Source organism: Elusimicrobiota bacterium (assembly GCA_041658405.1).
In the GTDB taxonomy this organism is placed as follows: domain Bacteria; phylum Elusimicrobiota; class UBA5214; order JBBAAG01; family JBBAAG01; genus JBBAAG01.
The window spans coordinates 65,840-80,736 of the sequence record JBBAAG010000005.1; the positions used below are offsets into that span (position 1 = coordinate 65,840).

General features: G+C 43.4%; 9 protein-coding genes. 7 read left to right on the top strand and 2 right to left on the bottom strand.

Annotated features, from left to right (window positions below; translation table 11 throughout):
• Positions 1-19: 19 nt before the first annotated feature.
• The 7 genes from WC955_02110 to WC955_02140 all read left to right on the top strand — a co-directional run bounded on the left by WC955_02110 (position 20) and on the right by WC955_02140 (position 13,050).
• On the top strand, positions 20-1,846 hold the full coding sequence (locus tag WC955_02110) for a hypothetical protein (GenBank protein ID MFA5857838.1): 1,827 nt from the start codon (positions 20-22) through the stop codon (positions 1,844-1,846).
• 49 nt (positions 1,847-1,895) lie between these two features.
• A complete protein-coding gene (locus WC955_02115) occupies positions 1,896-2,729 on the top strand; it encodes a Bro-N domain-containing protein (GenBank protein ID MFA5857839.1) in 834 nt (277 codons plus the stop codon).
• A 100-nt stretch (positions 2,730-2,829) separates the two neighbouring features.
• Positions 2,830-4,668, top strand: coding sequence for a WD40 repeat domain-containing protein (locus tag WC955_02120; protein MFA5857840.1), 1,839 nt, complete (start codon positions 2,830-2,832; stop codon positions 4,666-4,668).
• A gap of 71 nt (positions 4,669-4,739) precedes the next feature.
• Complete coding sequence (locus tag WC955_02125) at positions 4,740-6,581, top strand: hypothetical protein (protein ID MFA5857841.1); 1,842 nt, start codon at positions 4,740-4,742, stop codon at positions 6,579-6,581.
• 13 nt (positions 6,582-6,594) lie between these two features.
• Entirely contained in the window at positions 6,595-9,711 is a 3,117-nt protein-coding gene (locus WC955_02130) for a glycoside hydrolase family 38 C-terminal domain-containing protein (protein ID MFA5857842.1), read from the top strand.
• A 36-nt stretch (positions 9,712-9,747) separates the two neighbouring features.
• The gene (locus WC955_02135; GenBank protein MFA5857843.1) at positions 9,748-11,331 is read left to right on the top strand and encodes a 4Fe-4S dicluster domain-containing protein; all 1,584 of its coding nucleotides are present in this window, start codon (positions 9,748-9,750) and stop codon (positions 11,329-11,331) included.
• Between the two features lie 360 nt (positions 11,332-11,691).
• Positions 11,692-13,050 (top strand): hypothetical protein, encoded by a 1,359-nt coding sequence (locus WC955_02140; protein ID MFA5857844.1) that lies wholly within the window; start codon positions 11,692-11,694, stop codon positions 13,048-13,050.
• Positions 13,051-13,271: 221 nt separating this feature from the next.
• Here WC955_02140 and WC955_02145 read toward each other — a convergent pair whose 3' ends face one another.
• Together WC955_02145 and WC955_02150 are read right to left on the bottom strand one after the other, a co-directional pair.
• Positions 13,272-14,276 carry a DDE-type integrase/transposase/recombinase gene (locus tag WC955_02145; GenBank protein ID MFA5857845.1) on the bottom strand — a complete coding sequence of 335 codons (1,005 nt, stop codon included), beginning with the start codon at positions 14,274-14,276 and terminating at the stop codon, positions 13,272-13,274.
• Positions 14,277-14,296: 20 nt separating this feature from the next.
• Positions 14,297-14,671: a transposase gene (locus WC955_02150; protein ID MFA5857846.1), complete on the bottom strand. Its 375-nt coding sequence runs from the start codon at positions 14,669-14,671 to the stop codon at positions 14,297-14,299.
• Between the last annotated feature and the right edge of the window lie 226 nt (positions 14,672-14,897).

Genomic DNA, 14,897 nt, shown 5'->3' on the forward strand with positions numbered 1-14,897 from the left:
AAACTTGGAAGGAGTAGAGATGAACCATAATAAGTTCGAGAATCTCGGGGTACAGTCGAAAGTAGCGAACGTTTACGGTTACTTCGTATCGCCTGACGGGAAGACGGTATACATCAATTTTGGGCAGCTGGACAAGCACAACATGTTTTTAATCGGGGTGAGTACTGATGGCGTCGCTAACAAGTACACTCCGCCGGCGACAGATAAGGATGGGAAGTGGCAGATATCCCGTGCGTACTCGTGGCATCCTGAACGCAAAAAATGGTACTTCGGTACTACCGGTGAAGCGTGGATACTCGAGTTCGACCCTGTTGTACCGGAGAAAGGGTTGATACCTTTACTGCGGGTAGATACTACTGAAACGTACCTCAACGATATGGCTGTAAGTCCCGACGGGAAAGTGTATGTTGGCACGTATCCCGGATGTAAGGTTATTGAGTACAACCCGTATGATAATACTGCAAAAAATGTTTGCGTGGTAAGTGATAAAAATAAGTATGCAAATAGCGTTGCTGTATCATCATCAACCGGTAAAATATATGCCGGCGCAGGAATTGATGTGAAAGAAATTGTTTGTTGTGATCCAAAAACAGGGGAAACACAGTCAATCCTTCCACAGGAGTTCAAAATGCCGGGACATGCCAGGGTATTAAAAAACGTTGACGGCCAGATTGTTGCTATTGTAGACAACAAAACGTTCCTGATAACCGAGAAGAACGAGTTTGTCGAAGGGAAGTATAATACTGAAAGAAACCCGGTATACTACCCTGCCACGCTTGCTGATGGGCGGAAAGTCGTAGAAGCGTCCCCAATTGGTTTTTATATTCTGCAAGATTCCGTCACGGGTAAACGTGACCGTATAAAGTTTGAGTATGAAGGCGACGGGATTGCTATTCACGCGATTACTCTGGGACCGGATAATAATATTTATGGTAGTACCATATTGCCGTTATCGATGTTCAAATATATAACCGCTGAAAATGTTAGCGAGTACCTCGGGGTGCATCTCGGTGCGGAAGTGTACTGTTTTACAAACTACAAAAATAAGATGTTTGAAGCTACTTATCCCCTAGGCCGTACGTTCGTCTCGGACGTGGGAGAAGGAATTAAGTACAATCCTCGCAGAGTGACGGACTCCGAAGATAAAATGGACCTTGGCGGCGAGTTTATGCGGCCATTAAGTATGATTACCGTTGGGGATAAAATATATATTGCAGGTACGCCGGATTACGGGTCTGACAACGGCGGGCTCGCGGTGATCGATGCGGTAACCGAAAAAGTTATCGATAAAATTGTACCGGTAATATCAAACCAAAGTATTAAGTGTATAACTTACGAACCGGTTACTAAACGTATCTACGGCGGGACAAGTGTTGCGATTGGCCACCGGAAGTATCTCACAAAATACGCGAAGATGTTTGTGTTTAACCCCGAGACAAAAAAGGTGGAGTATGAAACTGAACTTAGTACCGGCGAAAAAACTGCGGTGGGCTCTGTTATGATGATGGCAACGATTGCCGGCGGGAAAGTTGTGGGGTTGATGACGGAGTATAGCGGTAAGGTAACAAAAATGTTTGTTTACGACGCTGTGGGGAAACGGTTTGTTATGAATGACAAAGTTGTTCCTTTGAAAACCGGGCCAAAAGTTACGCCGTTTGTTGATTCAGATGGGAAAATATATTGTGCGAGTAACCGCGAACTGTTTGTAATCGACCCAAAGAGTTATGAACTTACAGTACTCGCGGAATTTTCTGATAATAACATTGCCAGCCAAGGGGTTGTAAAGTATCAAGACTATTTGTATTTCGCAGTTGGCGCGTGTTTGTACCGGTACTACGACAGATGACATATCGTATGGGGAATGGGTTGAGTATAGGAAATGGGAGGGGAAGAAGATGAGTAATAATGCATTAGCAGTGTTTGAGAACTACAAAATTCGCCGTCATTACGACGAAAAAAATGAAACCTGGTATTTTTCGGTAATTGATGTTGTTGGAGCATTGACTGATAGTGTTAATCCACGTGATTACTGGTTTAAGATGAAAATTAGGGTTAAAAGTGAAGATGGTATCGAACTGTCGACAATTTGTCGACAGTTGAAAATGAAAGCAACTGATGGAAGAATGAGAGTAACAGATACCGCCAATGTGGAAGGGCTTTTGCGAATTATACAATCTATACCTTCATCAAAAGCAGAACCTTTTAAACTATGGCTTGCAAAGGTTGGGTATGAACGCCTGCAGGATATGAACGACCCGGCCCGTTCGCTTGACCGTGCCCGTGAATACTGGCAGCGGCACGGTAGAAGCGAAAAATGGATTCAACAACGTATGATGGGGCAGGAAACCCGGAACAAACTTACTGATTACTGGCAAAATCATGAAATAACTAAAGAAAATGAGTACGCTATTCTGACCAATATCATTCATCGGGAATGGAGTGGTGTTTCGGTTAAGAAACACAAAGATATCAAAGGGCTTAAAACACAAAATCTGCGTGATCACATGAGCGAAGCCGAACTTATATTCACCGCTCTTGCAGAACTATCAACTCGCAAAATTGCAGAAAGTGTAAATGCCACGGGTATGCCCGAAAACAAAGAGGTTTGTAAATCAGGTGGCAAGATAGCAAAAAAAGCGCGATTGGAATTAGAAGGGAAAACCGGGAAAAGTGTGATAACATCCGATAATTATCTGCCCCCATTGAAAAAAACGAAACCGCTGAGATAGAAAAGGATATTTTGTTTAAGTACAAACTTCTATGTATATTCTATTATTTTCAATATTGTTAAACTTGTTGTTTATACCGAATATAAATGCAGAGGATAAAATGGTAGAAAATCTTGGCATTGCATCGGATGCTGTAACGTTGTACGACACCTTTGTTGTGCCGGGAAGCAGTGATATATACATTCCCTGCGGGCAGGCGGGGGAACGGTTTATCGTTGCGAAATGCGCGGTTGATGGAACGGTTAAAAATATATATAAACCACCGGAAGCCGGACCCGGGAGTGAGTGGGACCGCGCAACAGTTATCTGGCATCCCGGAGTGAAAAAGTTATTTTTCGGTACGATGCCAACCGCGCATCTGATGTGCCTCGACCCTGCGAGGTTGGATCTCGGTGTGCAATACATTTCAAAAGTTGGGGATAAAGAAGAGTATATTTGGGCAATGGCAGTTGGACGGGACGGAACACTCTACCTCGGCTCATTTCCCGGGTGTAGCCTCTACGCTTATGACGTTAATATAGGGTCGTTAACTTGTCTTGGGAAAGCTCATCCTACGAATAAGTACATACGTTCAATGACAGTTGGTCACGATGGCCGGGTGTATATGGGCACCGGCGCGGATGATAACGATGTTGTGTGTTACGACCCACTGAGAAAAGTGTTTACATCAATACGTCCTTCCGAAGTAAAGAGGGAAGCTGGAGTTTCACAGGTGTACTATACTTCCAGCGGGTCAACTTTGTTTAATGTTGGCGGTAGGGTGTATATTGTTACACCTGAAGGCGAAGTAAAGAAAACGGATAATAAACCGGGACGATATGAAAAGTATTATCCAACCGCATTATATGACGGCAGAACAGTAGAAATTGTTTCTAACATTTCCTCAATTAGGATTTATGATTCAGTTAGTAAGAAAGCAGAAATTGTTAATATAGACATCCGCGGAGACGGGGTTGATATCTTCGCGCTTGCTCCCGGGCCCGACGGGAAGGTGTATGGGAGTACAATATTGCCGTTGTACATATTTAGGTATAACCCAAAGGAAGAAAAGATTGAACGGTTAGGCAATCACCTGGGGTTTGAAGTATACTCATTCGCTAACTGGGGTGGGAAACTGTTCGAAGCGGTATACCAAAACGGTGCGTTATGGCGGTACGATCCCGTTCAACCATGGAACCCCGGAGCCGAAGTGTCTCAAAACCCGTACCGGTTCGCAATACTTGGCCCGAACTTTATGCGTCCCCGTGTAATGCAATGTGGTGAAGACAAAGTCGTTGTTACCGGTTCACCGGATTATGGTAAACCCGAAGGCGGGCTTGCAGTCGTTGATCCGAGTAGCTGCACCGTGACCGCTAAGTATATTGGGATAGTTCCAAACCAAAGCGTGGTGTCCGTTGCTTATGACGGGTTAACTAAAAAATGGTTCTTAGGTTCAAGTACGTACGTCGGGCATATAGGAAAAAAAGTTGGGGTACCACCAGAAGTGGCGGTAGTTGCTGGAGTGGATATCGGTACGGGGAAAGTTTTATGGAAGGATAGCCCAAGGTCGTTAACCGAAAAACCGCCGGTGTCTGTATTTGTAACATCACCTGTTGAAGGAAAAATTGTTGTTATCTCGGGGTATGGATTAAAAAAATCTTCTACGGCTGATGAGAGTACGGGTTTATACGAACTATTTGTTTATGATACCGTATCGAACAAATGTTTAACTAAAAACATTGTTTTACAGCTTAAAGGTAAAACCGTTATTTCTGTCACTGCGTATAAAGGTTGTGTATACGCAAATACTGAGAAAGAAATTATTTGTGCTGATATCGATGATGGTATTGAAATAAAAACATTATATAATACTGAAAAGTATGGTATTCAAGGCTTGACTGCGATGGATGGTTACATTTATTGGGGTGAGGGTAAGTATTTGATGCGTATGAAATTATAGTGATTAAGATAAGGACAAGTATGTTACGTATAAAATTAAGTAAAAAGGTTATGATGTTGTTAGGAGTATTAATGATGAGTACAGCAATAAGTGTTAACGCAGAATTTGTTGGTATTGGCGCAAAGATCGCAGCGTTGTACGGTTCGCCTTCGTATATCGTCGGGCCTGACGGGAAAACTATATACTTTAACTTCGGGCAGATATCAAACCCGTTTTTTGTAATTGCTGTGAATACGGATACTATGAAAACTATAAGGTACAACCCTCCGATGCCGGAAGGGTCAAAGGATAAGTGGTCGCTTTGCCGCGGGTTCATCTGGCATCCTGGCGTAAAAAAAATGTTTTTCGGGAGTACATACGAAGCGTACTTCTTTGAGTTTGACCCTGCAAAACCTGAACTCGGGATCGTAAACCTTGGGAAGCCGGTTGAAACCGAACAGTACGTGTGGGAAGCGGAGATCGGGGATGACGGGAAAATATATTTTTGTACGTTTCCTAAATGCAAACTTATAAGTTATGACCCGTATACTAAGAAGTTTAACGATTGCGGCCGCGCGCATAGTACAAACACATACCTCCGCACACTTGCGAAGATGCGGGATGGTAATATTCTTTGCGGGACCGGGATCGAAGAGGCGGATGTCGTAGTGTATGACGTTAAACGCGCAACGTTTACTTCCATACTCCCCAGTGAACTTAAAGGTAAGTCCGGTTTTTCTTCAATCACAGCGGATGCTGATGGGAATACCTATGCGAGTATTGGAAAAACTTGGTACCAGGTAACTGATGAGTATAAAATGGTAGAAGCGAAAAATGTTAAACCATTCAATTCACAGGTGTACCATCCTATAACTCTTTCCGACGGGCGTATAGTTGCCGGTGCCGGGATCGAGGGTGATTATACATTAAAAAATCCTACCACCGGCGTTACGGAGAAATTTAGGTTCAACTATTCCGGTGACGGCGTTACTATTATGGAAATCACAGAAGGGCCGGATAAAAAGGTTTATGGGTCAACAGCGTTACCCCTTGCGATGTTTAGGTATGACGACGGTATAAAAGAAAAAGGGGTTGAGTATCTCGGGATAAATAATGCCGCGGCACAGGTGTATTCATTCGCTAATTATAAAGACAAAATGTTTACCGCGTCATACGGCAATGGCGTGATTTCGCTTTACGATCCGGCAAAACCGTGGAACCCGGGAGCTAAGCCAGAGAATAATCCGTATAATTTTGTTACACTCGGGAATTGCTATATGCGCCCACGGACAATGTACCTCGTTGACGGTAAAATTTATGTATTCGGTATTACCGATTACGGGAATACTACCAGCGGTATCGCAGAGATTGACCCTGAACTTTGTAAAGTTACCCGCAGGTACGATGCTGCGGTTATGAACTACGGGCTTTCTTGTGCGGTATACGATCCAGCAACAAAACTGCATATCTGCGGGACGACTACGCATATAGGTAACCGTAAACCGTTAGAAGAGAATGCATCCTTATTGGCATTTGATATTGATAAAGGTACTATCACGTGGGAAGTAAAGCTTGATACATCTAATGTTTATGGTATCGATGGTATCGCATTAGCTGAACCCGGGCGTATAGTTTTAATGTATCAAGCTAATAAAATACGGAAACTCGCAGTAGTGGATACGCGTACACGTGAAGTGGTCCACAGGAATGACGCACACTCTCTCTCCGGCGGGGTGTGGAGATTGGTGAATACTGCAGATGGAAGAATCTTGGGTGCTACATCGGGTAATATTTTTGAGGTTGATACAAAAGATTATAGTGTTAAGATTTTGCATAATACAGTAGATCCGAAAGTAAAGGTTTCCGGGCCGGTCAGTTGCGGGGGTTATATATATTACGGGTCCGGGGAAAAGGTTTATCGGTTTAAGGATTAAGAGGTAGCTTGAGATGTTAATCAGCAAAAAGGTTATTAATAAAATTGTGCAGATAGAAAAAAGGTACTCGTTGCTGAGGTACCAAAAAGTTTGTGATGTACCGGCAGAGATATACGAAACATTTGAACACTTTGTGATGGAACCTAACGGCGGGAAAGTGCTTGACTGGAAACCTGTTAGTCCTGGTACCCGCTGGGGTGATAGCTGGAAGTCAGCGTGGTTCCGCGGTGATATCAAACTTCCGGATACATGTGACGGGAAAAAGGTGTTTATCACAGCAAAAACCGGTGGGGAAACGTTATTTATCGTTGATGGTATGTTCAAAGGCGTGTTTGATAATAACCATCAGTATGTTGCAATGGCGAATCCCGGGGTTACGTCTAAAATATACCATCTCGCGTTTGAAGCTTATACCGGGCATCCGCAGGTTGGGTGCCGTCCTGATGAGATCAAGGAAGTGCCGTCTCCCGGATGCAGGGTATTCAATGGTATCAGTGTGTATCTCGAACGTGAAGATGTTACTGCGTTTGTGTATGACTTACGAGTATTACGCCAGGTTGCCGGTGTAGTTGAAGAACATAGTTTACGCCGTGCGAATCTTATGAGATGTTTAGCGAAAGTGTTTGAGATAGTTTTCGCTATGCCGGAAGAATGTGATGAGCACCAGTGGCGTCCAAAACTTGCTTATGCCCGGGATGTTATGAAGCCTTTACTCACAGCGAAGAATGGCGATACCACGCCGTTTATCGGGCTGATAGGGCATTCGCATATAGATACCGCATGGTTATGGCCGATCTCAGAAACCTGGCGGAAATGCGCAAGAACGTTTTCGTCTGTATTAAACCTGATGGACCAGTACCCTGAGTTTATATTTCTTCAAACCGCGCCGTATCATGTTGCAGTGATGAAAGAACGGTATCCCAAAATATATGAGGCTATCCTCTCAAGAGTTAAGGAAGGGCGGTGGGAGCCTAACGGTGCAATGTGGGTTGAGCCGGATTGTAATATACCGTCAGGAGAAGCGTTTATCCGGCAGTTGTTGATTGGGCAAACCGCTACCCGCGAGATGTTTGGTTACACATCTGACACGCTGTGGCTGCCCGATGTGTTTGGCTATTCTGCTGCGTTACCCCAGATACTGCAGGGGTGTAACGTACACTATTTTTGTACCACAAAGATGAGTTGGAACGATACTACGCGGTTTCCTTATGACACTTTCAGGTGGAGAGGGATTGATGGATCAGAGGTTATCACGCATCTTAACCATTTGCATCACGGGGAAGGGTGTATCGAAGGATTATCAAAACGGTGGAATGAGGTACAGCATAAAGATGTGCAGGATAGGTACCTCGCGCCGGTTGGGCATGGTGACGGCGGAGGTGGGCCGGTAGCTGAAGATATAGAATTCGCGAGGCGGATCACCAACCTCGAAGGGTGTCCTAAGACTGGGTATACGACCCTGAGTAAGTTTATGAATGGCGTACGGGATGAACTAAAAGACTTACCGGCATGGTCCGGTGAGTTATACCTTGAGTTCCATAGAGGAACCCTTACGTCTATCTCGGAAGTAAAGAAAGGTAATCGCAAGGCGGAGATAGCGCTAAGGAATGCGGAGTTTGTGTGTACACTCGCACAACTGCGGGGAGTAAAGTATCCGAAGGAAGAACTTACGAAACTATGGAAGGCGTTGTTAGTAAACCAGTTCCATGACATTCTTCCCGGGTCGTCAATCGCAAAGGTTAATGATGAAGCGGTGGATGCGTTTAAGCAGATTATTCATTCAGCTGAAGGGTTGGCAGCACAGGCCATGCGTGTGTTGTCAAACACACAGGAAGGTGAAGATGATAGCGGGGAGAGTGTGTTAGTCCTCAATAGTTTAAGCTGGGTACGTCAGGGTGAACTTTGTATTACCACCGCGAAGGATGGTATGTATCCTGATGCTGATACCGTTAATGCGCAATGGGTTGAGGATATTGAAGGGAAGAAAAAGTTGGCTATCACAGGGCTTAACTTCCCGGCGTTAGGCGGGCGCGTTGTTACCTTCACAAAAAAGAGGGGTCAGGAGCAGTCGGTATTCAAAGTTGAGAATAACAAGGTTGAAACTCCCTATGCAACCATTACCTTTGACGGTATTGGAAGGATAACGTCGTTTATCGATAAGAAGTCAGGACGCGAGATTGTAAAACCCGGTGGTGCGTTGAATACGTTGTGGTTAGGCGAGGATATACCGGATACTTATGATAACTGGGATATTGACCGTGAACAACGTTTAAAAATGCAGGTACAGGATAAACTGGTCAAACGCGAAGTTGTATCAAACGGGCTTGTGCAGTTGAGGATACGCAGTGAGTATAAACTCGGGGATAATTCTGTGTTATTACAGGACATGGTATTCCACGCAGAGAGTGCACAGGTGGATTTCGAAACTCAGGTTGACTGGAAGGAAAAGCATAAACTTTTAAAAGCAGGGTTTGAACTTGATATCCTTGCTGATAATGCTAAGCATGAGATACAGTATGGGTACGTTGAACGCCCGGTACATGAGAACCTCCAGCAGGACCGCGCAAGGTTTGAAGTATGCTGCCATAAATGGGTAGACCTTTCGGAGACAGGATTTGGTATTGCAGTGATTAATGATTCAAAGTATGGCGTCAGTGTTTTGGGGAGTGACATAAGACTGAGCCTGTTGAAGTCCGGGCGTCGTCCTGACCCGCGGGGTGATGAAGGCCGGCATGTTTTTACATACGCACTGGTACCCCATGCATGCGCGTTCTCCGTAGAGTCTGTTATCCGCCCGGCGTATGAACTTAATGTTCCCGTAATTGAACAGCGGGTAACAACAAAATGTTCAGTTTTGTTTGATAGTATAGTTAAAGTAAAGCAAAATAATGTTATTTTAGAAAGTCTTAAACGTGCGGAGGATGGGGATGGGTTCATACTGAGATTATACGATGCGTTTAAAACAGGTGGGCTGGTGAATTTGAAGTTTAACATTCCGGTGAGTAGTGTGGTTGAGACAAATATGCTGGAAGAAAAGTGTGTGGAACATAAAGTATCGCCCGATGGGGAATTAAGTATTTACCTTAAACCGTTTGAGATTAAAACATTACGGTGGGGTTGTAAACCATAAAGAAATAGTTATTGCGGAAAGGAAAGTATTTGCATTATGCCGTTCCAAAAACCTAAAACGTTCTTAGAGGATTATCAGTACGAGATTGAAACTCATCAGTTGGATGTTACTCCGGAAGAGTTTAAGAAAATTGATGAGCTCCTAGAGAAAATGATGGATGTAAAAGTTGAGTCAAATACCCGGGCGGAAGATTTCAGGCGTGCCATTAAGAAAGAGTTTGGGATTGATCTTGGGATTAATGTCGGGACTACGTCGTACCTCGCATTACCCGTTGGGGTTGCACCGGCAACGTATTCCCAAACCGGGTTGCAGGTTGAGAACATTGCAAAGATTGGGATCCCGTTTGTCGGGCTAAAAACTTTGGTGTGTGAATCCGAAAAAGGTGATGCTTCGTGTATCTCTGAGTCACGGGGTAATGTGTGGAATCCGGATAAAGAAATCCTTGACTGGCCGATGTTTCTTACCGGCGAGCGTGCAAGTAAGTATAAGGTTGATGAGTATATAGAAAAAGTGTTATTACCCGCAACGAAAGTGGCGGAGAAGTATAAACTACGGTTTTCACCGTCAATGATCGGGCCGGAACCGTTGGTAACAGAAAAAGAAGGTGACCGTTCAGGTGAGTGGGTGAATACCACTGATAAAATAGCGAAATCTATCAAGAAGTATGTAGAAGCTACCGGCGTGGATGTAGAAATCGGGCTGGACTTCCCTCCGTACTTCGTATTATTTGTTGACCTTGGGTTTAACATGAAAAAAGTGGATGAATATTTTAACTTTCTAGTAAATTCCGTGGTTGATACCACGGTGTTATGCCAAAAAGTAATTGATAAACACGGGCTTGGGGAGAAGGTTAAGATCACGCCAAAATTATCCGCTGCGATGATGGATGTCATGGGTACGATCGCGGTAAAACTTCAGGAGAAAAGCGTAGATAAGCTTGCACGGTTTATATGTTTTAACCGCGAGCTCGGGGATCATGTGTTCCCTCTGTCATTAGAAACAGTACCTTCGGGATACTCTGGCCCGGGGCATCGATGGAAAAGTTCGAGGTACCTGCATTTATTATCCAAAAACACGGGGTTAAAGTATGAAGCAACCTTTACCGGCGGGGTGTATACCGGTAAGGATGTTATCAGTGTTATCAGCAGCGGAAATATTGGGAAAGTAGAAATTGTGTCCTCATTCTATACTGTAGGTATAAGGCATACGTATAAACGTATCATCGGCGGGTTAGCGGCTGGGCTTCTGCACCTAAGCCGTACTTCAAAACAAAAGTATGGGGTTGAAATATCGTCAGTGGATCAGTTAAAGAATAAAGCGAATGAGTTACGCCAACCCGCAACGGAAAAACGGTGGAAAACTGATCATGTGAAATACGTTGCTGTGATTAACCATTCTAAATGCCGTGCGTGTAAGCAAAAAACACCGGGGTTCCATGAGGAAGGACAGTGCCAGGCGATGGACCTTTGCCCGATGTTCGCGTATTACCCTGTTCGCGAAGAAAACGGGAAGATTAAGTATTGGGAGATTGACCCTAAGAAGTGTATTGGCTGCGGGACGTGTATCCCAAAAAATGTTGCTGCGTGCCCTGGTGAAGCGATTTCGTTAAAAAAAGTGTAATATACATGTGAGTTTGCATCCAAATTTGACCCAGTTTAGCATCGAATTATGACCCAGGGGTATGTATAATAACCTGGACGCTAAATATAAGTAAGCGACTGGTCATTATTGGATGTTAATAAGTGGGTCAAAATGGCGGGGTAATTTACAGTATAATCAAATCAAACACCAGCCGTACGCAGTAAACGCCGTAAAAAGTTGTTGATTAAACAAATAGTTTGTAGGATTTAGGAAAAATAAAATGAGCGTTTTTTACATTTCAACTGTCTTATTAAGTAAGGATATACTATTTATTAATGTATGTAACTCTCTGATGACACGGCGCGACACTCCGATAACCAGTCCTGAACAGGAGGGGTTGTGAAAAAACAAGTTACACCGAATATTGTCATAAACAAAGTTTTAACAACTATGATTTGTATTTCTATTTTCTCTCTGTATTGTGCAAAACAAATTAACGCTATTGATTATCAAATAAAAAAGGATACCAGTACTTTCACTGAACAAATAAACATCGGTGTAAGACTTCCAGCTTTAATGATGACGTTAAAGGGATTTCATGTGCCTCCTAATCATTACTACAAAATTGATTATTATGACAGAAAAACAGAAACGGTGTTCACTGAAGACCCTAATTCATTCGGCAACAGAATACCGTTAAGTTGGTTTTATGAGATATTTTTAGAAAATAAATTATGCACATTTTTTTTATCGTACTATACGTATTATGAAACTAAAAATGAAGATGGTATTATCTCAATGTTTGTAGATGGTAAATTTTTAAATATTGGACTTACAAAGAAGTGGAATTTGCCATACGGATTTTATTTTGGTACCGGTACAATATTGTTCTATTATGACGTGTTTTGGTGGTCAAGATATTATGTTTATACAAATACGTATATGGAAGACCGAACTAGAGATCTTGTAAACGAAGATGGGGTAGCAGTTGGCATACCGGTATTTATAGGGTATAAAACAAACTGGGGAGGGGGATTGGATATTGATTTTGAGCTGGGAATAGGGAAGTTTTTGAATAAGACCGAGTTTTTGGGCGATTATTTTGTAAAACTTAACCTGTTAAACATTTCTACCAAACTTAAAGGTGAAAAAATGGATAAAGTGTTTAACAATATATACTTTGTTACTGAGTATTCAAACACTACGTTGTCATCTGACGCAGTAGTGCGAGGCAATGTGTTTGATTTTCACACGGATTACTACAGTTTGTTAAGCAATGCTAATATCACCGGTATCGGCAGTTTCATTTCTTTAGGAGGGTTAACAGAACTATGGGTAATGAAGGGGTTAGGGGTTGAAACAGGGTTAACTTACGGGAATTATAGTATTTCAGCAACATACTTCACAAAAATATTGGTATCAGAGAGGATGGATTTTGCGGGTATACCGGTAATACTAAAGAAACATTTTGGCAGTGAGGCCAACAATTTTTCGTTGGGTCTAGGGTTGGACAACCTCATCCTGTTAAATGACATAGTAAAAATGAGCGGGTACGAATGGCGAGAATATAGTTCTAACAAAATATGCATAGGGCAGGTATTACCGTCAGCAGTTGTAAGTATGGAATATAACCTTGCAATACTGTCAAAATACAGGGTTGGTATAGGAATAAACTACAAAAAGTCGCTGGGTTCAGTTGACAAAGTACCGTTTGATGATTCTGTAGGCGCGCGGGTAAGTTTTAAAATATTATTATAGTCTTAAGGAGGATAACCGTGAAAAGATGCGTTGTTGTTTTGTTTATGGTACTATTGTCCTCAGTGCATGTATATTCCATTGAGAAAAGCGAAAAATATCATCCAATAATATTTGTCCATGGCAGGCAGACTTTGACAAATGACCCGATTAATTATTGGAAAGGAGAGGGACCGGTCTGGAATGTGTTAGCATTCAGGCGTAATGAGACAAAACTTAACATTCTACTTGGAGACCTCATCAGTTGAACCACTGCCGTTACCTTTTCCTGAATTATACCTTTTTCTGCGTTCCAAAGTCAGTTGTTTTTTAATCCTGCGTTTTTCTAATACTTCCTCCTTCCTGCCCATGTAAACATCTAACGGGCACACGTTCTTATGCGCTTTATGCGGCGTATGAACATACCGGTCAATAGACTTTGCTACTGCCGCTTTGAGTTCTTCCGGGCTGCAATATACTATCAGGCATACCTCGCCCTTAATATTACGGTGGAACCGTTCTATCTTACCCTGTGTCTGCGGATGGTACGGCTTACCGAAAATATGGTGAATACCATGCATGCTTAGCATAATTTCCAGTTCACTGGCTTTAAACCCTGACCCGTTGTCAGACAACAACATCGGAGCTTTACCATCCTTCAAATGCCCGAGTTTCCTGGCTTCTTCCACAGCTTTCTCTATCGTCCAGCTTATGCTTCTGCACGTTTCATCCGGGTAAAGGTCCCATGCCACAACGTTGCGGGAATAGTCGTCTAACGCAGTTATTTGTTTGTAGTACCCCCAGCCTACTACAAAATAGTTGGTAGCATCGCATTGCCAGATCTGGTCAGGTTTTGTGGTCTTTACCTTCCATTCCTGTGCTGCGGGAATATCTACTGCCCTGGGTTGCAGTAACCCTTCGGATTTTAATATACGGTATACACTCGACTCACAGACATAGAAATCTTCTTCGTCAGTTATCTTCACTGCGATTAACCGCGCACTGAGTTCAGGATGAGCTTTTATTACTACTTTAACGCGTTCCTGTTCAGCTGCAGAGAGCTTGTTCCATATATTATTCGGCGTCTTTGGCTTCATCTTCAACCCTTCTATCCCGTACTTCTCATACCTGTTGCGCCAACGGTAATACGTTGCTTTGGGTAAGCCCAGTTCATTGAGCTTGTTTGTCAGCCCGTTGCCACTACTGTTCAGGCGGTCAAGTAATTCACGCTTTTCTTCCAAGGTAAGCATAAGATACCACTTACCAGGGGCTAAAGCACACTTTTTTTTAGCAGGCTTAATTCCAGCATCAGCTCGCCTGCCAGACGTTTTAAGTCGTCATTGTCTTTCTTGTATTTCTCGACCTCGTCTTCCGTTGCGCCTCTTAACGTCTCGCCTTTTAACCGTGCCTTGCCGCCTTCCATAAACGTCTTCAGCCAGGAATAGTAGACCGACGGCTGGATCTTTTCCCTACGGCATAGGTCGGTCTTTGGTGTTTCGTTGCGGAAGCCTTCTAATACTATACGGATCTTGTCTTCTGCGCTGTGGTATGTCTGGGATTTACGGTATACGCGTTTTATGAGTTTTACTGTGCTGCCGGGTTCCGGTGTGTTTGCGGGTTCCGGTGCTTTTCTTAATTCTTCCATAACTCTTGCCTCCTAGTTTCTTCGGGTATTTTACCCGTTTCCAGGCAAGTGGTTCAACATTTTTTTGCCCAACCCCATGAGGTTGGGTTCTTCTCTTAAGTCTCCATCTCGTTACGCTTGGTTTGTCTCACATGTCCTGAAAGTTAACAATGCTACGGCAGCCAATCGTACCCGCTTGACGGTATGACAATGATAAACACAGGCACGCCGTTGATGTTTAGCGGGG